Annotated in this window: 21 protein-coding genes and 1 pseudogene; 12 read left to right on the top strand and 10 right to left on the bottom strand. The window is 67.8% G+C overall.

Features of this window, described 5'->3' with window-relative positions; all coding sequences use genetic code 11:
- Positions 1–200 precede the first annotated feature (200 nt).
- On the bottom strand, positions 201–1,160 hold the full coding sequence (locus AC1PLS_RS01745; RefSeq protein ID WP_481104137.1) for a PDR/VanB family oxidoreductase: 960 nt from the start codon (positions 1,158–1,160) through the stop codon (positions 201–203).
- Positions 1,161–1,177: 17 nt separating this feature from the next.
- On the bottom strand, positions 1,178–2,230 hold the full coding sequence (locus AC1PLS_RS01750; RefSeq protein WP_039511158.1) for an aromatic ring-hydroxylating oxygenase subunit alpha: 1,053 nt from the start codon (positions 2,228–2,230) through the stop codon (positions 1,178–1,180).
- A gap of 127 nt (positions 2,231–2,357) precedes the next feature.
- On the opposite strand from AC1PLS_RS01750, the gene AC1PLS_RS01755 reads away from it, so the two are divergent.
- Positions 2,358–3,275 carry a LysR family transcriptional regulator gene (locus AC1PLS_RS01755; RefSeq protein ID WP_016901444.1) on the top strand — a complete coding sequence of 306 codons (918 nt, stop codon included), beginning with the start codon at positions 2,358–2,360 and terminating at the stop codon, positions 3,273–3,275.
- 232 nt (positions 3,276–3,507) lie between these two features.
- The gene (locus tag AC1PLS_RS01760) at positions 3,508–4,314 is read left to right on the top strand and encodes a TatD family hydrolase (protein ID WP_104569254.1); all 807 of its coding nucleotides are present in this window, start codon (positions 3,508–3,510) and stop codon (positions 4,312–4,314) included.
- Positions 4,315–4,332: 18 nt separating this feature from the next.
- Here AC1PLS_RS01760 and AC1PLS_RS01765 read toward each other — a convergent pair whose 3' ends face one another.
- The 3 genes and pseudogenes from AC1PLS_RS01765 to AC1PLS_RS01775 form a co-directional block, all read right to left on the bottom strand.
- Positions 4,333–5,001, bottom strand: a complete 669-nt coding sequence (locus AC1PLS_RS01765) for a VOC family protein (RefSeq protein WP_481104138.1) — start codon at positions 4,999–5,001, stop codon at positions 4,333–4,335.
- A 740-nt stretch (positions 5,002–5,741) separates the two neighbouring features.
- Positions 5,742–5,846, bottom strand: a pseudogene (locus tag AC1PLS_RS01770) (LysR family transcriptional regulator); the annotation flags it as partial.
- Between the two features lie 114 nt (positions 5,847–5,960).
- The gene (locus tag AC1PLS_RS01775; protein WP_104569252.1) at positions 5,961–6,848 is read right to left on the bottom strand and encodes a LysR family transcriptional regulator; all 888 of its coding nucleotides are present in this window, start codon (positions 6,846–6,848) and stop codon (positions 5,961–5,963) included.
- Positions 6,849–6,945: 97 nt separating this feature from the next.
- Here AC1PLS_RS01775 and AC1PLS_RS01780 point away from each other — a divergent pair, with 97 nt between their 5' ends.
- A complete protein-coding gene (locus AC1PLS_RS01780; RefSeq protein ID WP_039528906.1) occupies positions 6,946–8,235 on the top strand; it encodes an MFS transporter in 1,290 nt (429 codons plus the stop codon).
- 64 nt (positions 8,236–8,299) lie between these two features.
- Here AC1PLS_RS01780 and AC1PLS_RS01785 read toward each other — a convergent pair whose 3' ends face one another.
- Entirely contained in the window at positions 8,300–8,728 is a 429-nt protein-coding gene (locus AC1PLS_RS01785) for a MerR family transcriptional regulator (RefSeq protein ID WP_039528903.1), read from the bottom strand.
- 89 nt (positions 8,729–8,817) lie between these two features.
- Between AC1PLS_RS01785 and AC1PLS_RS01790 the strand changes: the two genes are divergently transcribed.
- Positions 8,818–9,753 (top strand): alpha/beta fold hydrolase, encoded by a 936-nt coding sequence (locus tag AC1PLS_RS01790; RefSeq protein WP_481104139.1) that lies wholly within the window; start codon positions 8,818–8,820, stop codon positions 9,751–9,753.
- 121 nt (positions 9,754–9,874) lie between these two features.
- On the opposite strand, the gene AC1PLS_RS01795 is transcribed toward AC1PLS_RS01790, so the two are convergent.
- Both AC1PLS_RS01795 and AC1PLS_RS01800 read right to left on the bottom strand, forming a co-directional pair.
- Entirely contained in the window at positions 9,875–10,882 is a 1,008-nt protein-coding gene (locus tag AC1PLS_RS01795) for a phospholipase C/P1 nuclease family protein (RefSeq protein ID WP_054592098.1), read from the bottom strand.
- 101 nt (positions 10,883–10,983) lie between these two features.
- The gene (locus AC1PLS_RS01800) at positions 10,984–13,467 is read right to left on the bottom strand and encodes a TonB-dependent receptor (RefSeq protein ID WP_326520419.1); all 2,484 of its coding nucleotides are present in this window, start codon (positions 13,465–13,467) and stop codon (positions 10,984–10,986) included.
- Between the two features lie 560 nt (positions 13,468–14,027).
- On the opposite strand from AC1PLS_RS01800, the gene AC1PLS_RS01805 reads away from it, so the two are divergent.
- The 7 genes from AC1PLS_RS01805 (at position 14,028) to AC1PLS_RS01835 (ending at position 20,462) form a co-directional block, all read left to right on the top strand.
- Positions 14,028–14,693: a TetR/AcrR family transcriptional regulator gene (locus AC1PLS_RS01805; protein ID WP_046344955.1), complete on the top strand. Its 666-nt coding sequence runs from the start codon at positions 14,028–14,030 to the stop codon at positions 14,691–14,693.
- Entirely contained in the window at positions 14,690–15,571 is an 882-nt protein-coding gene (locus tag AC1PLS_RS01810) for an NAD-dependent protein deacetylase (protein ID WP_481104140.1), read from the top strand. The genes AC1PLS_RS01805 and AC1PLS_RS01810 overlap by 4 nt, the downstream gene beginning before the upstream one ends.
- A 60-nt stretch (positions 15,572–15,631) precedes the next feature.
- Entirely contained in the window at positions 15,632–16,750 is a 1,119-nt protein-coding gene (locus tag AC1PLS_RS01815) for an NADH:flavin oxidoreductase/NADH oxidase (RefSeq protein ID WP_481104141.1), read from the top strand.
- Positions 16,751–16,787: 37 nt separating this feature from the next.
- Positions 16,788–17,663: an NAD(P)-dependent oxidoreductase gene (locus tag AC1PLS_RS01820; protein WP_184457854.1), complete on the top strand. Its 876-nt coding sequence runs from the start codon at positions 16,788–16,790 to the stop codon at positions 17,661–17,663.
- 214 nt (positions 17,664–17,877) lie between these two features.
- The gene (locus tag AC1PLS_RS01825) at positions 17,878–18,270 is read left to right on the top strand and encodes an XVIPCD domain-containing protein (RefSeq protein ID WP_481104142.1); all 393 of its coding nucleotides are present in this window, start codon (positions 17,878–17,880) and stop codon (positions 18,268–18,270) included.
- A gap of 68 nt (positions 18,271–18,338) precedes the next feature.
- Positions 18,339–19,190, top strand: coding sequence for a formyltetrahydrofolate deformylase (purU, locus tag AC1PLS_RS01830; RefSeq protein ID WP_481104143.1), 852 nt, complete (start codon positions 18,339–18,341; stop codon positions 19,188–19,190).
- 132 nt (positions 19,191–19,322) lie between these two features.
- The gene (locus AC1PLS_RS01835) at positions 19,323–20,462 is read left to right on the top strand and encodes an MFS transporter (RefSeq protein WP_481104144.1); all 1,140 of its coding nucleotides are present in this window, start codon (positions 19,323–19,325) and stop codon (positions 20,460–20,462) included.
- Between the two features lie 80 nt (positions 20,463–20,542).
- On the opposite strand, the gene AC1PLS_RS01840 is transcribed toward AC1PLS_RS01835, so the two are convergent.
- Together AC1PLS_RS01840 and baeS are read right to left on the bottom strand one after the other, a co-directional pair.
- Entirely contained in the window at positions 20,543–21,253 is a 711-nt protein-coding gene (locus tag AC1PLS_RS01840; protein WP_481104145.1) for a response regulator, read from the bottom strand.
- A complete protein-coding gene (gene baeS, locus AC1PLS_RS01845) occupies positions 21,253–22,632 on the bottom strand; it encodes a sensor histidine kinase efflux regulator BaeS (protein ID WP_039528883.1) in 1,380 nt (459 codons plus the stop codon). Before baeS ends, AC1PLS_RS01840 begins: the two co-directional genes overlap by 1 nt.
- A gap of 237 nt (positions 22,633–22,869) precedes the next feature.
- Between baeS and AC1PLS_RS01850 the strand changes: the two genes are divergently transcribed.
- On the top strand, positions 22,870–24,153 hold the full coding sequence (locus tag AC1PLS_RS01850; protein ID WP_481104470.1) for an efflux RND transporter periplasmic adaptor subunit: 1,284 nt from the start codon (positions 22,870–22,872) through the stop codon (positions 24,151–24,153).
- The last annotated feature ends 7 nt before the right edge of the window (positions 24,154–24,160 follow it).

Below are 24,160 nucleotides of genomic sequence, written 5' to 3' on the forward strand. Positions count from 1 at the left end.
CTGCAGCGACCAGGCCGTTTCCGACAGCGGGTACGCGATGTACGGGTGATGCACTGCGGCGGCGTGCAGGTCATGACGATCGGCGGCACAACGCATCCTCATCTGCAGTGCTCACCAATCGCACTGGCAGGACCATCGACATGGGGGAATAGCCGCACTCGCGGCAGCGCTGCACAGGCATCTGCCACACACAGGCCGCCTCAAAGATCCAGCACCAGCCGCGGCGAGCGGCTACGCGAACAACACAACGTGATCTGTCGGTTCTGCGCGTGTTCGCTGTCGCTGAGCACACTGTCGCGGTGATCGGGGGTGCCCGCCAGGACGCCGGTCAGGCAGGCGCCGCACATGCCCTGCTCGCAGGACAGCGGCACCTCGATGCCGGCGTCCAGCAGGGCGCTGGCGATGCTGCAGCCGGCCGGCACCTGCACCACGCGGCCGCTGGCGGCCAGCTCCACTTCGAAGGCGCTGTCGGCATCGTGGGCGATGCCGGGCTCGGCGGCGGCGAAGTGTTCGCGGTGTAGTTGCTCCGCCGTCCAGCCGTGCGCCCTGGCGAGCAGCGTGTAGTGGTCCATGAAGGCGGCCGGCCCGCACAGGTACAACTGGTCGCGCGCACGCGCCTGGCCCAATTCTTCGGGCACATGCACGCGCGGGCTTTCGCCGCCATCGCTCAGATGCACCTGTACCTGGCCATGCGCGAAGCCCTGCTGCAGCCGCTGCCCGAACGCCACGTCGGCGTGCCGGCGCGCGTAGTAGTGCAGCACGAAGGGTTCGCCACGCGCTTCCAGCGCTTCGGCCATCGACAGCAGCGGGGTGATGCCGATGCCGGCGGCCAGCAGCACGTGGCGCTCGCCCGGATGCAGCGGAAACAGGTTGCGTGGTGTGGAGATGCGCAGGCGGTCGCCGGTGCTCAGCTGCTCGCACAGATGCCGCGAGCCGCCGCGCGAGGCGTCGGCCAGCTTCACGCACAGCAGGTAGTGGTCGCGCACATGCGGTGCGCTGGCGATCGAGTACTGGCGGATCATGCCGTCGGGCAGATGCAGGTCCACATGTGCGCCGGCCTCGAAGGCCGGCAACTCCGCGCCGACCGGCTCCAGCCGGATCGCGCGCTGGCGATGGCCCTGGTCGAAGACCTCGGCAACGCGGACCTCGTGCAACTGCATGGCGTGCTCCTTGGCGGTCAGCGCAGGAAGAAGTCGCTATAGCCCTGGCTGCGCAGGCCACGGCGATAGGCGATGGAACTGCGGTCGGCCGGGATATGCACTTCCAGCAGCGGGTCCAGCGGCAGGTATTCCGGGCGCTGTGCCTCGACCATGGCGCGGTCTTCCTCGAACACGCGCAGGTTGAAGGCGTGCACGTCCTCCACCGGCAGATGGGTGTCGAAGTTGCGTGCGATCGGCACCAGCAGGCGCGTCTTGTGCTTGGACACCGGACTGGCCGCGTTCATGATCACCAGCCGTTTGCCCGGCACCGGGAAGTGGATGGTGAGGGTGGCGGTGAACGGCAGATGCACCTCGAAATGGCGCAGCCACTGGAAATCCGGGTCCACGTCCGGCAGCGGCATGTCCACCGAATAATTGGCCACCGAGCTCAGGTAGTCGGCATTGAAGCCGGTCGGCGTCTCGGTGGTGGTGTAGGCCGGCACCTCGCGCTTGTCCGGCTGGGCAAAGGTGGCGGTGTGCACGAAGGCGAAATGCGCCACGTCGATGAAGCCCTCCAGCTGGCGCGCGGCACTGCCGCCGATGTCGAAGGCCGGGCAGACGATCTGCTGGAAGCCGTCCTCGTCCCAGCCGGGCATCGGCGGAATCTGCACCTCGGCCGCGCTGACGCCAGCCGGTTTGGCCAGGCACACCCAGATCAACCCGTAGCGCTCGGCCACCGCGTAGGTGTGCAGGCGCATCTTGGCCGGGATGTTCTGGCTGGGGCTGGCGGGGATGTGGTTACAGCGCCCGCCCGAACCGAAGCGCAGCCCGTGGTAGGCGCAGACCACGCCGCCGCCATCGGCGGTGCCCATGCTCAGCGGCACGCCGCGGTGCGGGCAGACATCGCGCGCGGCCACCAATTCCTCGCCCAGCCGGTACAGCACCAGCGGCTCGTCCAGCAGGGTGGCCTTGAACGGCGCCTGCCCGACCTCGCTGCTCAGCGCCACCGCGTGCCAGTGCTGGGCCAGGCGCTGCCAGTCGGCGGCCTCGAAGGTGCAGTGCAGCGGCAGGGCGGGGACGGCGACATCCATGGGTCCAGTCTCTGGCGTAGGGCGGGAGCGGTGCCGGATTGACTCTAGGAAGCCGGGGGTGTGTTATCAAACATCGATTTTCAGCCAAGCCATTGCAAAAAATGCAACGCCAACCGAGCCCCGCCGCATGCTGACCTTTTCCCGCTTCACCCGTTACTTCATCGAAGTGGCCCGCTGCGGCAGCATCCGCAAGGCCTCCGACGTGCTGCACGTGTCGGCCTCGGCGATCGACCGGCAGATCCTCAAGGCCGAGGAAGAGCTGGGTGCGCAGCTGTTCGAGCGCCTGCCGGGCCGGCTGCGGCTGACCGCCGCCGGCGAGCTGCTGCTGGTGGACGTGCGCGGCTGGGAGAAGGCCTACGCCCGCACCCTGGAGCGCTTCGACGAGCTCAAGGGGCTGCGCCGCGGGCATGTGGAGATCGCCATGATCGACGCGCTCAGCGAGGGCGTGGTGCCGGAGGCAGTGGCGGCGCTGGTGCAGGAGTACCCCGGCATCACCTTCAACCTGTCCACCGCGCGCAACCAGCGGGTGATGGAAATGGTGACCTCGGCCGATGTGGACATCGGCCTGCTGCTGGACCCGGTGAGCAGCGTGGACCTGGAGGTGCGCGCCTTTGCCGACATCCCGTTGGGGATTGCGATGCCGGTCGGCCACCCGCTCAGCACCCGCACCGAGCTGCAGCTGAGCGAAACGCTGGAACACCGCCTGCTGCTGCCGGCCGCCCCGCTGATCGTCGGCGAGCATGCCAAGGTGCTGTACCAACGCCAGCACATCGACGTGAAGCGGCTGACCCACTGCAACGATGTGCGCACCCTGCGCGGGCTGGTGCGCGCCGGTGCCGGCGTGGGCCTGATGTCGTGGCTGGACGCCGCGCCGGATGTGGCCGACGGCCGTCTGGCGTTCGTGCCGTTCCGCCGCCACCTGACCAAGCCGATGACGCTGGCGCTGTGCGTGGCCCCGCAGCGCCAGCTGTCGCGCTCGGCGCTGCTGACGATCCAGGCGCTGGCGGCGAAGATCGATGCGATGGTGGTGCCGGTGGTGGGTTGAACCCCTCTCTCTCCTGGAAGAAGGGAGCAAGGCCCCTCTCCTGCGGGAGAGGGGTTGGGGTGAGGGGACCGGGCGACGCCACATTGGGTGGTTGGTCATGCGAGGCTCCGCTCGCACCCGCATCCGGCGCTGCGCGCCAGCTTCTCCCGGCGGAAGAAGGGACGCGAAGCGCTAAGCGCACACAACCCCCACTCGTTACACTTGCCCGGCTCTCCCCACACGACACCGCAGCATGCAGTTGATCGATATTGGCGCCAACCTCACCCATGACTCCTTCGACCGCGACCGCGACGCCGTGCTGCAACGCGCACGCGAGGCAGGCGTTGCGCAATTGGTGATCACCGGTGCCAGTCGCGAGCATTCGCCGCTGGCTTTGCAGCTGGCCCAGCAGCATCCCGGATTCCTCTACGCCACTGCTGGCGTGCACCCGCACCACGCAGTGGAGTTCACCGCCGAATGCGAGGCCGAAATGCGCACGCTGCAGGCGCACCCGCAGGTGGTGGCGGTGGGCGAATGCGGGCTGGATTATTTCCGCGATTTCGCCCCGCGTCCGGCCCAGCACAAGGCCTTCGAGCGCCAGCTGCAACTGGCTGCCGACAACGGCAAGCCGCTGTTCCTGCATCAGCGCGAGGCGCACGACGATTTCCTGTCGATCATGCGCAGCTTCGATGGCCGCCTCGGCCCGGCGGTGGTGCATTGCTTCACCGGCACCCGCGAAGAACTGTTCGACTACCTGGACCGCGATTACTACATCGGCATCACCGGCTGGCTGTGCGACGAGCGCCGCGGCCTGCATCTGCGCGAGCTGGTGCGCAACATCCCGGCCAACCGCTTGATGATCGAAACCGACGCGCCGTACCTGCTGCCGCGCACGCTCAAGCCGATGCCCAAGGACCGCCGCAACGAGCCGATGTTCCTGTCGCATATCGTCGACGAACTCGCGCGCGATCGTGGCGAGGAGGTGGCGCTGACCGCGGCCAACAGCACCGCGGCGGCGCGGGCGTTCTTCCGTCTGCCCGCGCCTGCAGCGGCGGCATGACCTGCGCGGCGTGGGCGATCACGCCGCCAGCAACTCCCAGCCCTGCGCATCGCGCAAGCGCAGCCCCGGTTGCGGTGCATCCACGCTGACCCGCACGCCGCTGGCCCACGGCAGCTGCCGCTGCTGCGGAAACCAGCGCCGCGCCTGATCGACCACGATCAACAGGCCATCATCGTCGCCCAGCGCGGCAAAACCTTCGAGCGCCGGCGCAAACGGCCGCACGCCGAAGTGATGGGCGACACTGCTGGTCACCACCGCGACATCGTTGCTGGGTAAGCCGATCTCGCTCACGCACAGCAACTCGTCGCCGTGGAACGCACCGTCGCCGGTGGCCACGTCCTGCACCGCCCGACGCGCGATCAACTCGAGTACTGCGCCGTCGGGGCCGGCGAAATACACCGATTGCGACTGCCATACGCCGTCCAGTTGAAACTGCCGGCGGCCATGTGGATCGGCAAGCAGCTTGCTGCGCTCGCCGATCCACTGCGCAGCGGCGTCGAAGCGCGACGGCGCCACGTTGAACGCCAGATGCAGGCTGCCCACCGGCTGCTGTGCCTGCACGCATTCCAGGCTGCTCCAGCCGATGCGGCTGCTGTTGCCGTGCTGCGGCAGCTGCAGTACCTCGCGATAGAAGCGCAGGCTGAGGTCGGGGTCCAGGCAGGGCAGCAACAGATGGCGAAGATGCATGGCGGGCGCAGGTGATGGAAGGTGCAGGCATTGAACGACCTCAATCGCGGTTGAGGTCAAGCGGTGTACCTGGATGGTGTTATCCGGATTCGGCAGGGCACGTGCGCGCGCTGGCAACGTGCATGCTGTCTGCAGCGAAGGCCCTGGCCGGGATGATGTCGCCACGCAAGCAGTATCGCGGGCATGCGTGCTTCCACAGGATCAATGACTTCGGGTGCGGCTGAGGGTGTGTGGATCAGACCTCGGCTCAAGAGAACCAGCGCCACCGCTGGTGGCAGGCAACCCAATCCAACATCTTTCCGCCTGGGCAGGTGTAGGAGCGCACCTGTGCGCGAGGGCGTTACCGGGAGAGCCACATCGCGCAGAGTGCGCTCCTACAACAACCGTGGTGCTGTCGGCTCGAGATCAGCCGGGCTCACAGCACTTCCGCCAGCGCCAGCCTGGCCAACGGCGTTTGGCCATCTGTTGGCAGGTGTAGGAGCGCACTTGTGCGCGAGGGCGTTACCGGGAGAGCCACGTCGCGCACGGGTGCGCTCCTACGAAAAACCGTGGTGCTGTCGGCTCGAGATCAGCCGGGCTCACAGCACTTCCGCCAGCGCCAGCCTGGCCAGCGGCATCTGGCCATCTGTTGGCAGGTGTAGGAGCGCACTTGTGCGCGAGGGCGTTACCGGGAGAGCCACATCGCGCACGGGTGCGCTCCTACAACAACCGTGGTGCTGTCGGCTCGAAATCAGCCTGGCTCACAGCACTTCCGCAAGCGCCCACAGATGCCGGACCAGCGGCGCGGTGTCCAGGGCGCCCGGCGCGACTGCCAGGGCCAGCCTGGCCAGTGGCATCTGGCCATCTGTTGGCAGGTGTAGGAGCGCACTTGTGCGCGAGGGCATTACCGGGAGAGCCACATCGCGCACGGGTGCGCTCCTACAAAAACCGTGGTGCTGTTGGCTCAAGATCAGCCTGGCTCACAGCACTTCCGCTAGCGCCCACAGATGCTGGACCAGTGGCGCGGTGTCCAGGGCGCCCGGCGCGACTGCCAGGGCCAGCCGGGCCAGCGGCATCTGGCCTTCGATATCCAGATAGCGCACGCCGGGCAGCTGCAGCTGCGCAGTGGAGGCCGGCACCACCGACACGCCCAGTTCGGCGGCGACCAGGTTGACGATGGACGACATCTGCGGCGCCTCCTGGGTGATGCGCAGGGTCACGCCGGATTGCCGGCAGGCGGCGAGGATCTCGTCGTACAGGCTGGACCCGAAGCTGCGCGGGAACAGGATGAACGGTTCGCCCGCCAGCGCCGCCAGTGGCGCGCTGTTGCGGGCGGCCAGGCGATGCGCGGTGGGCACGGCGATCTTCATCGGTTCGTCGGCAAAGCGCAGCAGTTGCAGGTCGGGCGGCGTGCTCAGGCCGTAGCGCACGAAGGCCGCGTCCAGGCGGCCATCGGCCAGGGCCAGCAGCAGTCCGGCAGTGTTGGTTTCCTCCAGCAACAGCTCGACCTGCGGCCATTGCCGGCGAAAGTCGCGGATCAGGTGCGGCACCACCGGGTTGAACGCGGCCGAGGCGGTGAAGCCCAGCCGCAGCCGGCCGGATTCGCCGCGCGCCACCCGCCGTGCGGTTTCGGCGGCGCGCTCCACATCGGCGAGCACGCGGCGCACCTCGACCAGGAAGGCCTCGCCGGCCGGGGTCAGCTCGGCGCCGCTGTGGGTGCGCCGAAACAGCAGCGTGCCCAGATCGCGCTCCAGCGCCTGGATCTGCTGGCTCAACGGCGGCTGGCCGATGCCGACCCGCGCTGCGGCGCGGGTGAAGTTGCCCTCCTCGGCGACAGCCAGGAAGTAGCGCAGGTGGCGAAGTTCCATGCTATCTGTTCTGCATATGGCAACTGCCAGGATCATATATTGGACAGGGGGTCAGCGCAGGCGAATACTCGCCGTCCCACGTCTCGATGCTGCGCCTGTGTCCTCTCCTGATCGCCGCACCGGCAGCCTGCCGGGCGCCACCGCCGGCCCTGCCGACAACGCCGCCGCCGCCGATGCGCCGGCCAGCGGCCGCATCCGCCTGGCCCTGTTCCTGGCCGGCTTTGCCACCTTCTCGCTGCTGTACAGCGTGCAGCCAGTGCTGCCGGAGTTTGCGCGCGCCTTCGGCGTGGATGCGGCCACCGCCTCGCTGCCGTTGTCGCTGGCCACCGGCGCGCTGGCCCTGGCGATCTTCTGTGCCGGCGCAGTGTCGGAGAACCTGGGCCGGCGCGGGTTGATGTTCGTATCGATCGCACTGGCCGCGGTGCTCAACCTGGTCGCCGCCTTCCTGCCGCACTGGGGCGCGCTGGTGCTGGTGCGCACCTTGTCCGGTATCGCGCTGGGCGGGGTGCCGGCGGTGGCGATGGTGTATCTGGGCGAGGAACTGCCGGCCAACAAGATGGGCGCGGCCACCGGTCTGTATGTGGCCGGCAATGCCTTCGGCGGCATGAGCGGGCGCATCGTGATGAGCGTGCTGACCGATCACTACGACTGGCGCACCGCGCTGGCGGTGTTGAGCGTGTTCGACCTGCTATGCGCGCTGGCGTTCTTCTGGTTGCTGCCGCCGTCGCGCAACTTCGTGCGCCGGCACGGCATCAACCTGCGCTTCCATCTGCGCGCCTGGGCCGGGCATCTGCGCGACCGCAACCTGCCGTTCCTGTTCGCGCTGCCGTTCCTGTTGATGGGCGTGTTCGTCTGCCTCTACAACTACGCCGGCTTCCGGCTGGGCGGGCCGGAATTCGGCCTGAGCCAGAGCCAGATCGGCATGATCTTCAGCGCCTATGTGTTCGGCATCGTCAGTTCGTCGGTGGCCGGTGCGGCGTCGGACCGTTTCGGGCGCGGCCCGGTGGTCACCACCGGCATCGTGTTGTGCGTGCTCGGCGTGGCGCTGACCCTGGCGCATGTGCTGGCGCTGGTGGTGGCCGGCATCGTGTTGCTGACGATCGGCTTCTTCATCGCGCATTCGGCGGCCAGCGCCTGGGTGAGCCGGCTCGGCGGTGCGCACCGCAGTCACGCCGCATCGCTGTATCTGCTGGCGTATTACGCCGGCTCCAGCGTGATCGGCGCGCTTGGCGGCTGGTTCTGGCAACACGGTGGCTGGGGCGCGCTGGTCGGCATGTGCCTGACCTTGCTGGCGCTCGCCTTCGCCGCGGCCTACGTGCTGCGCCAGCGCGCCGATGACACACGGCCGTACGGGCGCTTTGCGCCGCACCCTGCACGCGGCGAGTGACGCGGTTCGACCGCCGCGTGCAAGCGCGACTGGCTGCACGACTGCGCGGTGTCTGTCAGCCGCTCTAGCGCGCCCGCTTGCTGCGTCTGGTCTGCGCTGCAGGCGGCAGCGTGGCCGCGGCATCCGCCGCACCCTGTGCCAGGGTTTCCAGCAAACGCGCACGGCGCCGCTCCAGGTCGGCCAGCTGGCGCTCGATCAGCTGCAGGCGTGCCCGATGCGCCTGCGCGGTTTCCGGGCACATCTGCGCGCCTTCCACCAGACGCATGCAATCGGGGAAGCCGAGGATGTCGTCCAGGCTGAAGCCGGTGGCAATCAGCCGCTGGATCTGCCGCACCTGTGCAACGCAGGCGGCAGGAAACACCCGGTAGCCGTTGGCGCTGCGCGAGGAGGTCAGCAGCCCATGCGCGTCGTAGTGGCGAAGCGAGCGCACGCTGGCGCCGGTCTGCAGCGCCAGCGCGCCAATGCTCAGGGATGGTTCGGACGATGTGGCCATGCGCCCAGCATACGTTGCACGCAATGCTTGACCCTCACATTGGTGTGAGGCTCGAGGATGGTGGCTCACCTTGTCTGGAGCTCACTCCGATGCCTGTTCGCTTTCTCCCCGTCTTCGGCATGTTGCCGATGCGCTACCTGCTGGTTTGCCTGCTGCTGTTCTCTTCAACCTTGGCGGCGGCGGGGCCGACCTCACCCCCGGCGTCGCGCAGCTACACCGTCAGCGCGCCCGACGGCGTGGCCCTGGCCGTGCAGGAGCATGGCGGCACCGATGGCCGGGCAATCGTGTTCGTGCACGGCCTGCTCGGCAGCCGCATCGATTGGGACGCGCAGCTGGCCGATCCGCGCCTGCAAGGCTATCGCTTGATCACCTACGACCTGCGCGGGCATGGGCTGTCCGGCAAGCCGGCGGCAGCGTCCGCGTATCGGGACGGCATGCGCTGGGCCGACGACCTTGCCGCCGTGGTGAAGGCCGCAAACGCGCGCGATGCGGTGCTGGTGGGTTGGTCGCTGGGCGGTGCGGTGATCAGCAACTACCTCACTCGTTACGGCGACGAAGGGCTTGGCGGCGTGGTGTATGTCGATGGCGTGATCGAACTGCGCGCAGAGCAGTTGGGCGCGCATCCGGCGATCTATCGCGATCTGGTCTCCGACGACCTGCGCACGCACCTGCAGGCGGTGCAGGACTTCCTGCGGCTGTGCTTTGCCACCCAGCCTCCGGCGCCAGTGTTTGAAACCTTGCTGGCTAACGCGTCGCTGGCCTCGTGGGACATGCAACGGGCCGTGCAGGGCATGTCGATCGACGTTGCCGGCCTGCAACGCACGCAGCTGCCGGTGTTGCTGATGTACGGCGCGCGCGATGCACTGGTGACCACCGGGCCGGCGCTGGCGCGTGCACGGCAGCTGCAGCCGCGTGCGCAGACGGTGCTGTATCCCAACGCAGGGCATGCCCCGTTTCTGGAAGACAGCCCGCGCTTCAATCAGGATCTGCTGCGCTTTGTCGAACAGGCCGCCAACGCCCACTGACGCGGCGTGACGGCACGCGCGATCCGCATGGTGCGCTGCGCTGTACTGCCGACCCGTGCAGCGCCCGTTGCCGCCGCGCAGGTCGGCACACCGATGGCGGCCCCCCTGTCGCCATCGGCGGTTACAGCGTGGGCGAGGTGCTGGCAGGTGCAGATCCGGTTGCCGGGTCGTACTGCGGATGGCGTGGGTCCATGCTGGGTGGCGTGGAGGTACCGGGCTGCTGCGCGCTTTCGCGCCAGGCGCGCACCAGCAGGTCGCGCAGCATCGCCGCGCCGTCGCCGGCGGTGCGATAGACCATCGCGCGGCCGTCGCTGCTGGATGCGTCGTCGAAGGCGCCGGCCTTTTCCAGGCGATAGACCTGCTCGACACGGCCGGTGCCGATGTCGAGAAAGCCCAGGATCTGCTCGAACACATCGCCATCCTGGTGCGCCAGGGCCGGCATGCGGCTCAGCAGGTCCTGCGGGGTCAGCGCAATCTTCTCCACGTAATCGCTCTCGAACTTGCCGTGCACCTTCGGGTCGGTGCTGTAGCCGTGCGGGTTCGGCCCCTGCCAGCCGTCGTGATGGATGCTGTCGTGCTGCGGCTGCGCGCCATCGCCGATGTAGTGCGCAAACCAGCTGACGTAGAACGCGCAGTTGCGTTCGAGCTCTCGGGTGTCCTGGCCCTTGGCGCGCAGCGTGCGGAGTTGCCGCATGGTCGCCACGATGCGTTGGTAGCCTTCGGTGGCGGCGTACGGCAAGGTGCCGGCCCAACGCACGTTCATGCGCTGCGCCAGTTGCGGGTCGCTGCCGGCGATGCGCCGTTGTTCGTCGTACAGCGCCAGTACGAAGGCGTAGCGCGAGCGCGGCGGGTGCTGCATGAAGGCGAACTGCTCGCGGAACCAGCCGTGGTTGGGGTCTTCTTCGATCTTGAGGAAGGGTTCGCTTTCGCTGCGCCAGCCGTCCGGCAGCGTGGCGCCGTCGGCGATCACCTGCGCGTACTGTTTGAGAAAGACCGGGCCGTCGTCGGGCAGCGCCTGCACGGCGGCGCTGTCGATGGCGGCATGCGCGCGGTGGCCCCAGGCGGCGGCATCGCCGGAACACGTCGCTGCTGCAACCAGCAGCGCACAGGCAAGACGGGAAGCTGTCATGGCAGTCCTTGTGGCCTGCAGCGCGTCTGCGGCGCTGCAGGCGATGGATCGGGAAGTGGAGCGCTGGCATCGAGGCTGCGACACCCCGGACGCCGGCGCACTCAGAAGTGGTAGGTCACCACCAGCCGCGAGTTGCGCTCGTAGATCGGCCGGCCGTAGATCGGCGCGCGCGTGCCCTGGCCGGAGATGGTGTCGGTGCGCGGGTTGCCTTCGGTCAGCGCAAAGGTGTTGGTCAGGTTGTCCACCGACAGCTGCACGTCCCACGGCCCGTTGCGCACCAGGATGTTGGCCGCCAGGGTGTCGTAGGCGGCCAGCTCGGTGGTGTTTTCCAGGTCGGCGTAGCGCTTGCCCACATAGGCGTAGCGCAACGAGGTTTCCCAATCGAACGCACCGGTGGTGAACAACAGCGTCGGGCCGGCATTGCCGTACAGCTTCGGCTGGCGGTTGGGCATGTTGCCGTCCACGTCGACCACGGCCACTGCGCCATTGGCCACCACTTCGGTCAGGTCGGATACCTTGGTGTCGTTGTAGGTCAGGTTGGCATCAAGACGTAGCCACTGCGCCGGCGTCCACACCGCCGCCAGTTCGATGCCGGGGTTGGTGACGCTGCCGCGGTAGTCCTTGGATTCGGCCGCGCCGGTCTGCGGATTCACCGCGCTGGTGCCGATGTTGTACGGGTCGTACTTGGTGTAGAAGGCGGTGGCAAACACGTCCAGCGTGTCGAAGTTGAGCTTGGTGCCGAGCTCGAACTGGTCGGCGGTGGGGATGTTGACGTTGCCTTCGTTGGCGCCCTCGCTGGGCGCGCGGTGCGCACGCGAGGCGCGGCCGTAGATGCCGACGGTGGGAGTGATGTCGTAGTTGAAGCCCGCGGTCCAGTTGGTCACGCCCACGTCCAGCGCGGTGTGTGCGCGGGCCCCGGTGAACAGGCGCGCGGCATCGTCGGCCAGGGTGTCGGCCATGCCCAGGTTGCCGGTGCTGCGCAGCATGCTCCAGGCGCGATAGCGGTAGCGCTCGTGACGCACGCCGGCTTCCAGGCGCAGCTTGTCGGTCACCTGCCAGGTGTCGGCGATGTAGGGCGCCAGCATGCTGGTATAGGCCTTGCCCTGGGTGCGGTCGGCGCCGTAGATCACCACGCCGTCCTTGGTCACGCCACCGACCACGTTGCCGGCCGCGTCGTAGCCGAGCAGGTCAATCGTGCGCGGGTTCTGCCGCATTTCCAACAGATAGCTCTGGTAACGCGAATTGTAGGAACGCGCGTAATAGGCGCCGTACACGCCGAGCGTGATGTCGTGGCTGTCGCCGCCCCAGTCGAAGCGGCGATGCAGGCGCAGGTCGTCGGCGAACGAATCGGCGCGCACGTTCATGGCGCGGTACTGGCCCTGGATCACCAGGCCGTCGGTGCTGGCCGGATCGAAGCGGCTACCGTCGTCGGTGTAGACGTAGCCCAGCGAGCTCAGGCCGGGAAACGCGGCGCTGGCGGCGGCGCGGCGGCTGTTGGCATACGCGGCGGCGTCCTGCGGCGCATTGCTGGAATACAGCGCGTCGAAGGTCATGTCCAGGCGATTGACGATGGCCTTGTTGGACAGGCTCCAGCCGTTGTCGAAGGCCAGGTCCAGGTTGGCGCCCAGATGGTTGAACTTCATGTGGCGGCCATCGGACAGGTCGCGCAACTCGCGCTGCGGCGCGCCGTTGGCATCGCTGGAGACGATGCTGGCGCGTTTCAGCTGCGCGCTGCTCAAGGTGCCGGTAAAGCGGTCGATCAACGGGTCCAGCGAACGCGAGGTGTCGCGCGGGTCGTACAGCGGGATCGGCATGTAGAACGCATTCTTGTCGTCCAGATGCTTGGCGGTGAAGGTCAGCTTGCCGTGCTCCAGCGTATGCGTGAGGTTCATGCGGAACTGCCCACCCTCGTCGGCCGGAAAGCCCACGTCGCGGTAGCCGTCGTTGCGCCGCACGAAGCCGCCGGCAGCCAGGTACCAGCCGTCGGCAAGTTTGCCCGACCAATAGCCATCGAGCCGATACAGCCCGGTGTCGCCGACGGTGGTGCGCACTGCGCCTTCGGGGGTGTCGCCGCCCTGGCGGGTGACGAAATTGACGATGGCCGCGGCATTGGAAGCGAAGATCGGCGACGGCCCGCCGCGTACGGTTTCCACCGATTCGACCATCAGGTCCGGGCGCACCAGGCCTTCGGTCTTGTAGAAGTAGCCGTTGTTGTCCGGGTAGGGGCTGATGCCGTCTTCCTGGATCACGGCAAACGAGCCTTCGTCGGGAATGCCGCGGATGCGGTAGACGTTCTGCACTTCGCCGCCGGTGGATTCGGCATAGATGCCGGGCATCGAGCCGATCAGGCTGGCCAGGTTGAGCGGGGCCAGCTTGTCGATCTGCTCGGCGGTCAGTGCAGTGATCGCATACGAGGCGTCGAACTGGTTCTGGGCCTGGCCGGCGCCGGTGACGATCATCCGGTCCAGCGAGAAGATGCCGTCCTCGCCCTTGCGGGTGGCAGGCGTGGCGGGTGCGGCTTCCTGCGCGAGCGCGGGGGTGGCCAGGGTCAGTGCAAGCAGGACGGCGAGCGGACGACGCGACACGGCACGACGCACTCCGGAGCGCGTCCGGATGTGGGTGTAGGGCATGGCAGGAGTGGGGTCAGCGGGGGAGCTGCCCACTGTCGCGGCGCGATGTTTCCGCAGCATTGCGTGTGCGCCCGATCACGCTAAGCTGGCGGGTTCGCGTGCCGATCTGTGACGTGGAACGTGTTTTTCAAGCGATTTCAACCGTGCGCGGCAGGTAGCCGGCTGTGCGTCGCTCGGTGTGCATCAGGTTAATACCGACACCCACGAAGGCATGTCGTGGTCGTCCCGCTCTCGGTGTCATCGCGCCGGTGCCAGCTCGGACATCGCAAGCTGCGCCACGCTGGCAGCCGCTTGTCGACGCTGTCTGAACCGGCGTGATCGTTGAGATCGTTGGCGGCGCGAGCGTGATTGATCGCATTGAACGCATCGGCACATTGACCGCAAAGCCTGCGTTACGCAGTGCCTTCGCCAGCGACTGGGTGAAGCAATCGGGCGCTCGGCGCCGTCGCGCAGCGCCATGGGTGCGGAGCGGGAGAGGGGCGCTTGCTTGGAATCACCAAGAAGGCCCCCAGACTATGTGCCATCCATCCGTGTGTACAGTCGCCTTCGTGAGCACCTCATTCCCCCTGCCAGCACCGCGCAAGGCCCCGCAGCAAGCGCGCTCGCGCGCCACCGTGGAGGTCATCCGCCAGGCCAGCATCCAGGTGCTGGTAGCCGACGGACTGCAGGGCTGCACCACCACGCGGGTGGCCGAGCGTGCCGGCGTGTCGGTCGGCAGCGTGTACCAGTACTACCCCAATCGGCAGGCGATGTTGATCGCGTTGCTGCAGTGGCATCTGCAGGCGGTGATCGACGCGGTGGAACGGGCCTGTGCGCAACAGCACGGACGCACGCTGGCGCAGCAGTGCGAGGCCTTGGTGCATGCCTTCGTGCAGGCCAAGCTGCAGCATGTGGACGTCTCGCGCGCGCTGTACGCCATTGCCGAACTGCATGGTGGCGCCGCGCTGGGGTCGCAGGCGCGCAAGCGCTCGCAGCAGGCGTTTGCCGCTGCGCTGGCCACCGCCGCGGATGTGCGCTTCGACGATTGCGAGGCGGTGGCCGAGATCGGCATGGCGGCCATCACCGGGCCGGTGAAGAGCCTGCTCGAGGAGGGTGCGCCTGCGGTGCGGATTGCGCCGCTGCAGGCGCAACTGGTGGTGTTGCTGCACAGTTACCTCATGGCCACCGGAGTTGCGCGATGACGGCGGTAGCAGTTCAGGACAGCAACGTGTTGCAGGACTTCATCGAGCGCCATCGGCGCCTGTTCGTGCTCACCGGCGCCGGTTGCAGTACCGATTCGGGCATTCCCGATTACCGCGATCTGCAAGGCGGCTGGAAGCGTCCGCAACCGGTGACGTTCCAGGCCTTCATGGGCGAGCTGTCCACGCGGCAGCGCTATTGGGCGCGCAGCCTGGTCGGCTGGCCGCGCTTCGGGCTGGCGCAACCCAATGCCACCCATCACGCATTGGCCGCACTGGAAGCGCGCGGCCAGCTGGAACTGCTGCTGACGCAAAACGTGGACCGCCTGCATCAGGCCGCCGGCAGTCAGGCGGTGATCGATCTGCATGGCCGGCTCGATGTGGTGCGCTGCATGGGCTGCGAGCGGCGCATGCCCCGTACCGAATTCCAGCTGCTGCTCGAGCACGCCAACCCCGGCTGGGCCGACCTGGACGCGGCGCAGGCACCCGATGGCGATGCGGACCTGGACGATGTCGCCTTCGACAGTTTTGCAGTGCCGCCGTGCCCGGTGTGCGGCGGCGTGCTGAAGCCGGATGTGTTGTTCTTTGGCGAGAACGTGCCGCGCGAGCGTGTGGAGCGCGCATTTGCGCATCTGCAGGCGGCTGATGCGGTGCTGGTGGTGGGCTCGTCGCTGATGGTGTATTCGGGCTTTCGTTTCGTGCAGACCGCGGCCAAGGCCGGCCTGCCGATCGCCGCGCTCAACTTCGGGCGCACCCGCGCGGACGAGCTGCTCAGCCTGAAGGTCGAACAGTCATGCGCGCAGGCGCTGGCGTTCCTGCATGCGCCGTTCGATCCGCTGTGTGCACGCAGCGTCAACGATGCCAGTGCGCGTTCGGCATGACGCAGTGATCCATTGCAGCGGTTGTGCCCATGCGCGCGGCGCAGTGCAATGGGCATCCCCGTGTCATCTGTGGATGCCCCCTTGAGCCAGCTGTTCTCCCCCATCCGCTTCGGTCCGCTTGCGCTCGCCAACCGGATCGTCATCGCCCCGATGTGCCAGTACTCCGCACAGGACGGCCGCGCCAGCGACTGGCACCGCATCCATCTGGGCACCTTGTCGCAATCCGGTGCCGGCCTGCTGATCCTGGAAGCGGCCGCGGTGCAGCCGCAGGGGCGCATCTCCTACGCCGACCTCGGCTTGTACGACGATGCCACCGAGCAGGCGCTGGGCGAGGTGCTGGACTCGGTCCGGCGTTGGTCGCCGATGCCCATCGGCATCCAACTGGCGCATGCCGGACGCAAGGCCTCCACCGATCTGCCGTGGAACGGCGGCGAGGCCATCGCGCCGGATCACGCGCATGGCTGGCAGACCGTGTCCGCATCGGCACTGGCGTTCCGTGACGGTCAGCCGTTGCCGCAGGCACTGGACCAGGCCGGCATCGATGCGGTGGTGCAGGCCTTTGTCGATGCGGCACGGCGCGCCGAACGCCTGGGCCTGGCGCTGATCGAGCTGCATGCCGCGCATGGCTATCTGATGCATCAGTTCCTGTCGCCGCTGAGCAATCAGCGCAGCGATGCGTATGGCGGCTCGCTGGAAAACCGCATGCGGCTGACGCTGCGCGTCTTCGACGCGGTGCGCGCGGCGGTGTCGGACAAGCTCGCCATCGGCGTGCGCATCTCGGCCACCGATTGGGTGGAGGGCGGTTGGGATCTCGAGCAGAGCATCGCCTTGTCCAAGGCGCTGGATGCGCGCGGTGCGCACTACATCCATGTCTCCAGCGGCGGGCTGGATCCGCGCCAGCAGATTCCGGTGCAGGCGGGCTATCAGATTCCGTTTGCGCAGCAGATCAAGGCGCAGGTCAGCACGCCGGTGATCGGCGTGGGCCTGATCACCGAGCCGGCGCAGGCCGAGGCGATCCTGCAGGACGGCCAGGCCGATGCGATCGCGCTGGCGCGCGGCATCCTGTACGACCCGCGCTGGCCGTGGCATGCCGCGGCCGCACTCGGCGCGTCGGTTACGCCCTCGCCGCAATACCTGCGCTGCGAGCCACGCGATGCGCGTGGCGTGTTCGCCAGCTGATCCATCCGATAGACGTCATAACGAACAAGGACAACGCATGCCGATAGGATTTCTGGGCTTGGGGACGATGGGCCTGCCGATGGCGCACAACCTGCTGCGCGGCGGTTTTGAACTGCGTGTGTGGAATCGCTCGCCGGAGCGCGCGCAGTCGCTGCGCGAGGCCGGTGCCACGGTGGTGGATGCACCGCGCGACGCCGCGCACGGCCCGCTGCTGTTTTCGATGCTGGCCGACGACAACGCGGTGCGTGCCACCGTGCTGGAGCAAGGCGTGCTGGACGCGCTGCCGGCCGGCAGCGTGCACGTCAACATGGCCACCATCTCGGTGGCACTGGCGCACGAGCTGACCGCCCTGCATGCCGAACGCGGCGTGGCCTATGTGGCCGCACCGGTGCTCGGCCGGGTCGATGTGGCCGAAGCCGGCAAGCTCAACATTCTGGCCGCCGGCGACGAGGCGGCGCTGGCGCGCGTGCAGCCGATGTTCGATGTGCTCGGTCAACGCACCTGGGAGATCGGCTGCACCCCCGAGCAGGCCAATGCGGTCAAGCTGGCAGCCAACTTCTGCCTGGCCAGCGCGATCGGCGCCATGGCCGAAGCCAGCGCGCTGGCACGCGGCCACGGCGTGGATGCCACTCAGTTCCTGGGCATGCTCACCAGCACCTTGTTCGCCGCGCCCGCGTACCAGGGCTACGGCCGCCTGATCATGCAGCGCGAGTACCTGCCCGCCGGCTTCACCGCCACCCTGGGCCGCAAGGATGTGGATCTGGCGATCCAGGCCGGCGCCGACAAGCAGGTGCCGATGCCACTGGGCGAGTTGCTGCGCGCCGGCCTGGACGAGGCCATCGCGCATGGCGACGGCAACGCCGACTGGGCGGTGCTGGCAGAAGTATCGGCGCGGCGGGCCGGGCAGGCCTGATCGCAACCCAGGCGCGCGCGTGGGTTCTGCGCAGCGTGCCTGGCCTTGCAGGTGACGCGCGATGCGTCTTGCTCACCTCAACATGCAGCAGACCTTCTAAAATGCCGGCTCGTGACAGCCGCCGCTCCAGGGAGGATGCGATGCGACACCTGCATATCACGCTCGGTTCGACCGAGCGCACACCGCGCGCACTGATCTGCGCCGGTGGTACACGATGACCGCCGTACCGGTCGTCGACCAGGGCCCGGTGGGCCCGGACCATCCCGAGCATCCGGACCACTTTCTGTTCGCGCAGATCCGCGAAGCGGTGGCCGCGCTCGATGCCGAGTTGAACAAACCCACCGACGAGGCCAGTGTCCGCATGGCCGCGCGCCTGCTGCCGCTGGCCAAGCAACATGGCTTCGACCAGGTGGATCACGTGGTGCTCAGTCGGCACGTTGGCGAGGTGGGCGAGAACGTGTTTCTGGTGCGTGGCGAGCTCGCCGATCCGGCGCATCTGCGTGCGCACATCACCACCCAGGAAGCGATGGAGACCTCGGTGGAGGCATCGATGGCGCAACTGGACGAGATCAATCGGCGGCTGATGCTGCGCCTGCCGCCGCGCTGAGTCGCAGCGGAAAGTTACGGGCGCAAGCACTGCGCCCGCAGCCGGGCGCATTGGCTATCATTGCGCCGATGCGCTCCGACTACATCCTCACCCTGTCCTGCCCCGACCGCACCGGCATCGTCTATCGCGTGACCGGGCTGCTGTTTGATCTGGCCTGCAACATCCTCGACGCACAGCAGTTTGGCGACGACGAAAGTGGCCGCTTCTTCCTGCGCGTGCACTTCGACAAACCGCCGGGCACCGACATTGCCGGGCTGGAACGCCGCTTTGCGCAGCTGGCTGATGAATTCCAGATGGACTGGCAGCTGCACGATGCGCGCCGCCGCGCGCGGCTGCTGGTGCTGGTGAGCAAGCAGGGGCATTGCCTCAACGATCTGCTGTTCCGCATGCATAGCCGGCAATTGCCGGTGGATATCGCGGCGGTGGTGTCCAACCACGCCGACTTCGCGCCGCTGGCCGCCTCCTATGGCATCGCCTTCCACCATCTGCCGGTGAGCGCCGACACGCGCGCCGCGCAGGAAGCGCAGCTGCTTGCGCTGGTCGAGGCGCTGCAGATCGATCTGGTGGTGCTGGCGCGCTACATGCAGATTCTTTCGCCCGCGTTGTGCCGCGCATGGGCAGGGCGGGCGATCAATATCCATCACAGCTTCCTGCCCAGCTTCAAGGGCGCGCAGCCGTATCATCAGGCGCACGCACGCGGCGTCAAGATCATCGGTGCCACCGCGCATTACGTCACCGAAGATCTGGACGAAGGCCCGATCATCGAACAGGACGTGGCGCGCGTGGATCACGCGATGACGCCGCGTGACCTGGTGCGGCTGGGCAGCGATACCGAATCGCTGGTGCTTGCGCGTGCGGTGCGTCGCCATGTCGAGCATCGCATCGTGCTCAATGGCCACCGCACGGTGGTGTTTCGCTAGCAGCGTCGCATATCTCCACGGACGGTAGCAGCACGCGCAAGGGAGCCGTGGTCGGGCCAGTTCCGGCCAGCGAGCGCGCCGGCCTGGGCCACCGTCGCACTCTCCTTGCCGCTTCCTTCTGGAATTTTTTGCATGTCGCTAATCCCCGGCTCCAGCGCTCGCGCGCAACAGCACGCCACCCGCGCGGCGTTCTTCATTCCCGGCTTTGCTGCCGCGGTCTGGGCAGTGCTGGTGCCATTCGCCAAGGCCAGGACCGGCGTGGACGATGGCGCGCTTGGCCTGATCCTGCTGTGCCTGGGGGCAGGCTCGTTCCTGGCGATGCCGCTGGCCGGCGCGGTGTCGGCACGCTTCGGTTTCCGTGCGGTCATGGCGGTGACGTCGGCGCTGATCTGCCTCAGCCTGCCGTTGCTGGCGGTGGTCGCCGATCCGTGGTTGCTGGGCGCGGTGCTGTTCGTGTTCGGCGCCGGCGTGGGCGCGATGGATTGCGCGATGAACATGCAGGCGGTGGTGGTCGAGCGCGATGCCGGGCGCGCGATGATGTCGGGATTCCATGCGTTTTTCAGCATCGGCGGGTTTGTCGGTGCCGGCGCGATGACCTTGCTGCTGTCGGCGCAGCTCTCCCCGCCGAGCGCGGCGGTTGCCGGGGTGATCGCCATGCTGCTTGTCGCCGTGGCGTCGGTGCGCCACTGGCGGACCGAGCGTGTGGCGCAACAGGGGCCGTTGCTGGCGCTGCCCAGGGGCATCGTGTTGTTCATCGGCATCCTGGCGTTCGTGGTGTTCCTGGCCGAAGGCACCATTCTGGACTGGAGCTCGGTGTTCCTGGCCGATGTGCACCAGGTCGCCCCGAGCACCGCCGGCGTGGGCTATGTGGTGTTTGCATTGACCATGACGGTGACGCGCCTGCTGGGCGATGCGGTGGTGGAGCGCCTGGGGCGCATCCGCTCGATCGTGGTGGGCGCGCTGCTAGCCGGCGCGGGCTTCTGCGTGCTTACGCTGGTGAGCCCATGGCAGGCCTCGTTGGCCGGTTACGTATTGGTCGGCTTGGGCTGCGCCAACATCGTGCCGGCCCTGTTCTCGTTGGCCGGCAACCAGACGCGCATGCCGGAGAGCATCGCCATCACTGCGGTCACCACACTCGGCTATGCCGGCATCCTGGCCGGGCCGGCCATGATCGGTTTCGCCGCGCATGGCATCGGCCTGGTCGGCGCCTTGCTCGCTGTTGCGGTGCTGATGGTCGGTGTGGCGGTGTCGACGCGTTGGTTGAAGGTGTGAGTGTTGGGGATCGCGCTTGTGGTTGCTGGGGTGTCGGGAGTGCGTCGCGCGCAGGCACGCTCCTACGAGGGGGGTATTGATTACGCTTCGGTGGCTAGGTACTCGAAGCGGTAGCCCACGCCGTACACCGAGCGCACCCATTCTTCGCCGCCCACCTCGGCCAGCTTGCGGCGCAGGTTCTTGATGTGACTGTCCACAGTGCGATCGGTGACGATGCGGTGGTCCACATACACGTGGTCCATCAACTGTTCGCGCGAGTAGACACGCCCCGGCGCTGCGCACAGCGTGCGCAGCAGGCGGAACTCGACCTGGGTCAGGTCCAGGTCGCGCCCGGCCACGCTGGCGCGGCAGGCGGCCTCATCGATCAGCAATCCATGCGTGGGCACCGCGTTGGGATCGTGCCGGTGGCGGCGCAGCACCGCACGCACCCGTGCAATCACCTCGCGCGGGCTGAACGGCTTGCAGATGTAGTCGTCGGCACCGATCTCCAGCCCGAGCAGCCGGTCGATCTCTTCTGCGCGCGCGGTCACCATGATCACCGGCACCGCGCCGAGGCTGCGCAGCTCGCGGCAGATCTCCATGCCATCGCGATTGGGCAGCATCAGGTCCAGCAGGACCAGATCCGGCGACTGCGCGCGAAACGCGGCAATCGCCTGCGCACCATCGGCCACCCAATGATGCGAATAGCCGGCCGCGTGCAGATACTCGCCCAGCACCGCGGCCAGGCGCGGTTCGTCTTCGACGATCAGCACGTGTGCGTGCGGTGCTGCGGTGGTGGTGGTGTCGTCCATCAGGCCTCCAGGGCCGGCAGCCGCAGCGTCACGCGCAGGCCGCCCAGGGGCGAAGCGGTGGCGTGGATCTCGCCGTCGTGCGCGCCGACGATATTGCGGCAGATCGCCAGGCCCAGCCCGCTGCCGCCGCTGGCGCGATTGCGCGAGCCTTCCACGCGATAGAAGCGCTCGAACAGGCGATCGAGCTTGTCTGCCGGCACGCCGGGCGCGCTGTCTTCGATCACGATCTCCACCAGGTGCGCGCGCCGTGCACACTGCACCCGCAACTGGCCGCCGGCATCGGTGTAGCGCAAGGCGTTTTCCAGCAGGTTGGACAGCAGCTGCTGCAGGCGACGCTCGTCGCCGTCGACATGCAACGGCGCAGTGATGCCGTGGGCCTGCAGCGTAAGCCCGGCTGCGGCAATGCGCGTGTGCATGCCGGCCAACGTGGACTGCAGCACCACACTCAGATCAATCGGCGCGCGCCGGTAGGCCAGCGCGCCGACATCGGTGAGCGACAGGTCGTAGAGATCCTCGATCAGCTTGCCGAGCTGGCCGACCTCCTGGTGCAACGAGGTCAGCGATTCGCGCGTCATCGGCCGGATGCCGTCCTGCAGCGCTTCCAGCTCGGCGCGCAGCACCGCCAGCGGCGTGCGCAACTCGTGCGAGACATCGGCCATGAAATCGCGACGCGCACGTTCGTTGTTGTCCAGTGCCTGCGCCAGCTGGTTGAAGTCGCGCGCGAGCTGGTCGAGCTCATCGCGCATGCGCGCCTCCAGTCGCGTGCCGTAGTCGCCGGCCGCCAGGCGATGGGTTGCCGCAGTCAGGCTGCGCACGCGGCGCAGCAAGGTGCGCGACAGCAGCCAGCCGAACAGCGCGGCCACCACGATGGACGCCGCGCCGACGGTCCACCACAGACGTTGCTGGGCCTGGTAGAAGCGCGCGTCGTTGGCGGTCAGCACCTTCTCGAAGGGCAGCATGCCCATCCAGCCCACCGTCTGCCCGTGCACCACCACCGGGCGCAGCGTGTCGGTGCGGCTGACATCGGGGTTGCCGATGATCACCCGGTAGTCGCGATCCAGCAGCGCGAAACGAAACACCGCGCCGGTCTGATCGGAGATCGGTGGCGCGCGTGGCGGCAGGTTCTGCGGCAGCTCCGGGCGCATCAGCACGAACCAGGCGTCGGGATTGTCGCGGATGAAGTTCCAGTCGCCGTGCTTGGCGTAGTCGGCCTGCACGCGCGGCAACACTTCCAGCATCCGCTCGATGCCCTGCTCGCTGAGATAGTCGAGAAACTGCTTCCTGAGCAACAGCTGCCCGGCCAGGCCATTGATCAGCAGCACTGCAATGCAGGCGCTGAGGATGGCGAGGAAGAGTTTGGCGGTGATTCCGAGTTTCATCGAGGCTGGGACAACCTTGTTGCGAACGAGGTCAGGCACGGGGTGCTTGCTGCAGTCACGCCATGTTGCAGCAGCGGCGCCTGCCGCTGCCGGTGTAGCGCGTGTCGTGCACAACCGTATTGGGACTTCATTAAACCCCGAAAGCAAGCGCCTGCTGTCTGTCGATGCAAATCTTCAAATTTGCTCCATATTCGCAGCGTAGCGTGCGCATCCTCCGATCACTCCCGAGTGCGCCGTATGCGTTGCGTTGCTTCCTCCCGTTCTGCCGTGGTGCCGCGTCAGTGGCTGCTGGCCGCCATGATCACCATCGCACTGGCGGCGTGTTCGCCTGCGCAAGCGCCGCAGCAGCGGCAAGTGGAAGTGGGCGTGCAACGCGTGGACGTGCAGCGCCTGGCGCTGGACCAGACGCTTCCCGGGCGCACCGTGGCCTATCAAAGCGCGCAGGTGCGCCCGCAAGTGGGCGGCATCCTGCGCAAGCGGCTGTTCACCGAAGGCGAGCAGGTGCAGGCCGGGCAGGTGCTGTACCAGATCGAGCCGGCGCCGTTCCAGGCTGCGTATGCGTCCGCGCAAGGCGAACTGGCACAGGCCGAAGCGGCGGTACTGTCGGCCAGGCCCAAGGCGCAGCGGTATCAGACGCTGGTCAAGCTGGATGCGGTCAGCCAGCAGGACGGCGACGACGCCACCGCCACCTTGCGTCAGAACGAAGCCGCAGTCACCGCGGCCAGGGCGGCGTTGCAGACCGCAAAGCTCAATCTGGATTTCACCCGCATCACCGCGCCGATCAGCGGCCGTATCGGCACCTCGAGCTTCACCCCGGGCGCGCTGGTCACCGCCGACCAGACCGATGTGCTCACCACCATCAACCAGCTCGATCCGATCTATGTGGATGTCAGTCAGTCCAGCGCGCAGCTGCTGCAGCTGCGGCGCAAGCTCGATGCCGGCCAGCTCAAGGCGGTCGATGGCAAGGCCGAGGTCAAGCTGTTGCTGGAAGACGGCACTGCCTACGCGCGCACCGGCACGCTGGAAGTGGTGGACACAGCGGTGGATGCCACCACCGGCACGGTGAAGCTGCGTGCGGTGATTCCGAACCCCGATCATCTGCTATTGCCCGGCATGTACGTCAAGGCGGTGCTGTCGATGGCGGTCAACGAGCAGGCGATCCTGGTGCCGCAACAGGCCGTCACCCGCAACAGCAAGGGCGAGGCGGTGGCGATGGTGGTCGGCGCCGACGGCAAGGTGGCGCAGCGCGTGCTCAAGACCGGCGATGCGGTGGGCGATCGCTGGGTGGTCAGCGAAGGCCTGTCCGCAGGCGAGAGCGTGATCGTGCAGGGCCTGCAGAAGATCCAGGTCGGCATGCCGGTGAAAACGCGCGAGGTGAGCGCCACCACAGCTACCCCAGCGGCAGCACCGAGTGCAGCCGCTGCAATCGCACCGAGCGCACCGAGCGCACCCGCCGCTGCTGCGCGTACGGCCACGCCGACGCCTGCAGCGCCGGCCAGCGCCACGCCCAAGGCCGACTGAGGAACTC

This window comes from Xanthomonas sp. NCPPB 3218 (genome assembly GCF_056725185.1).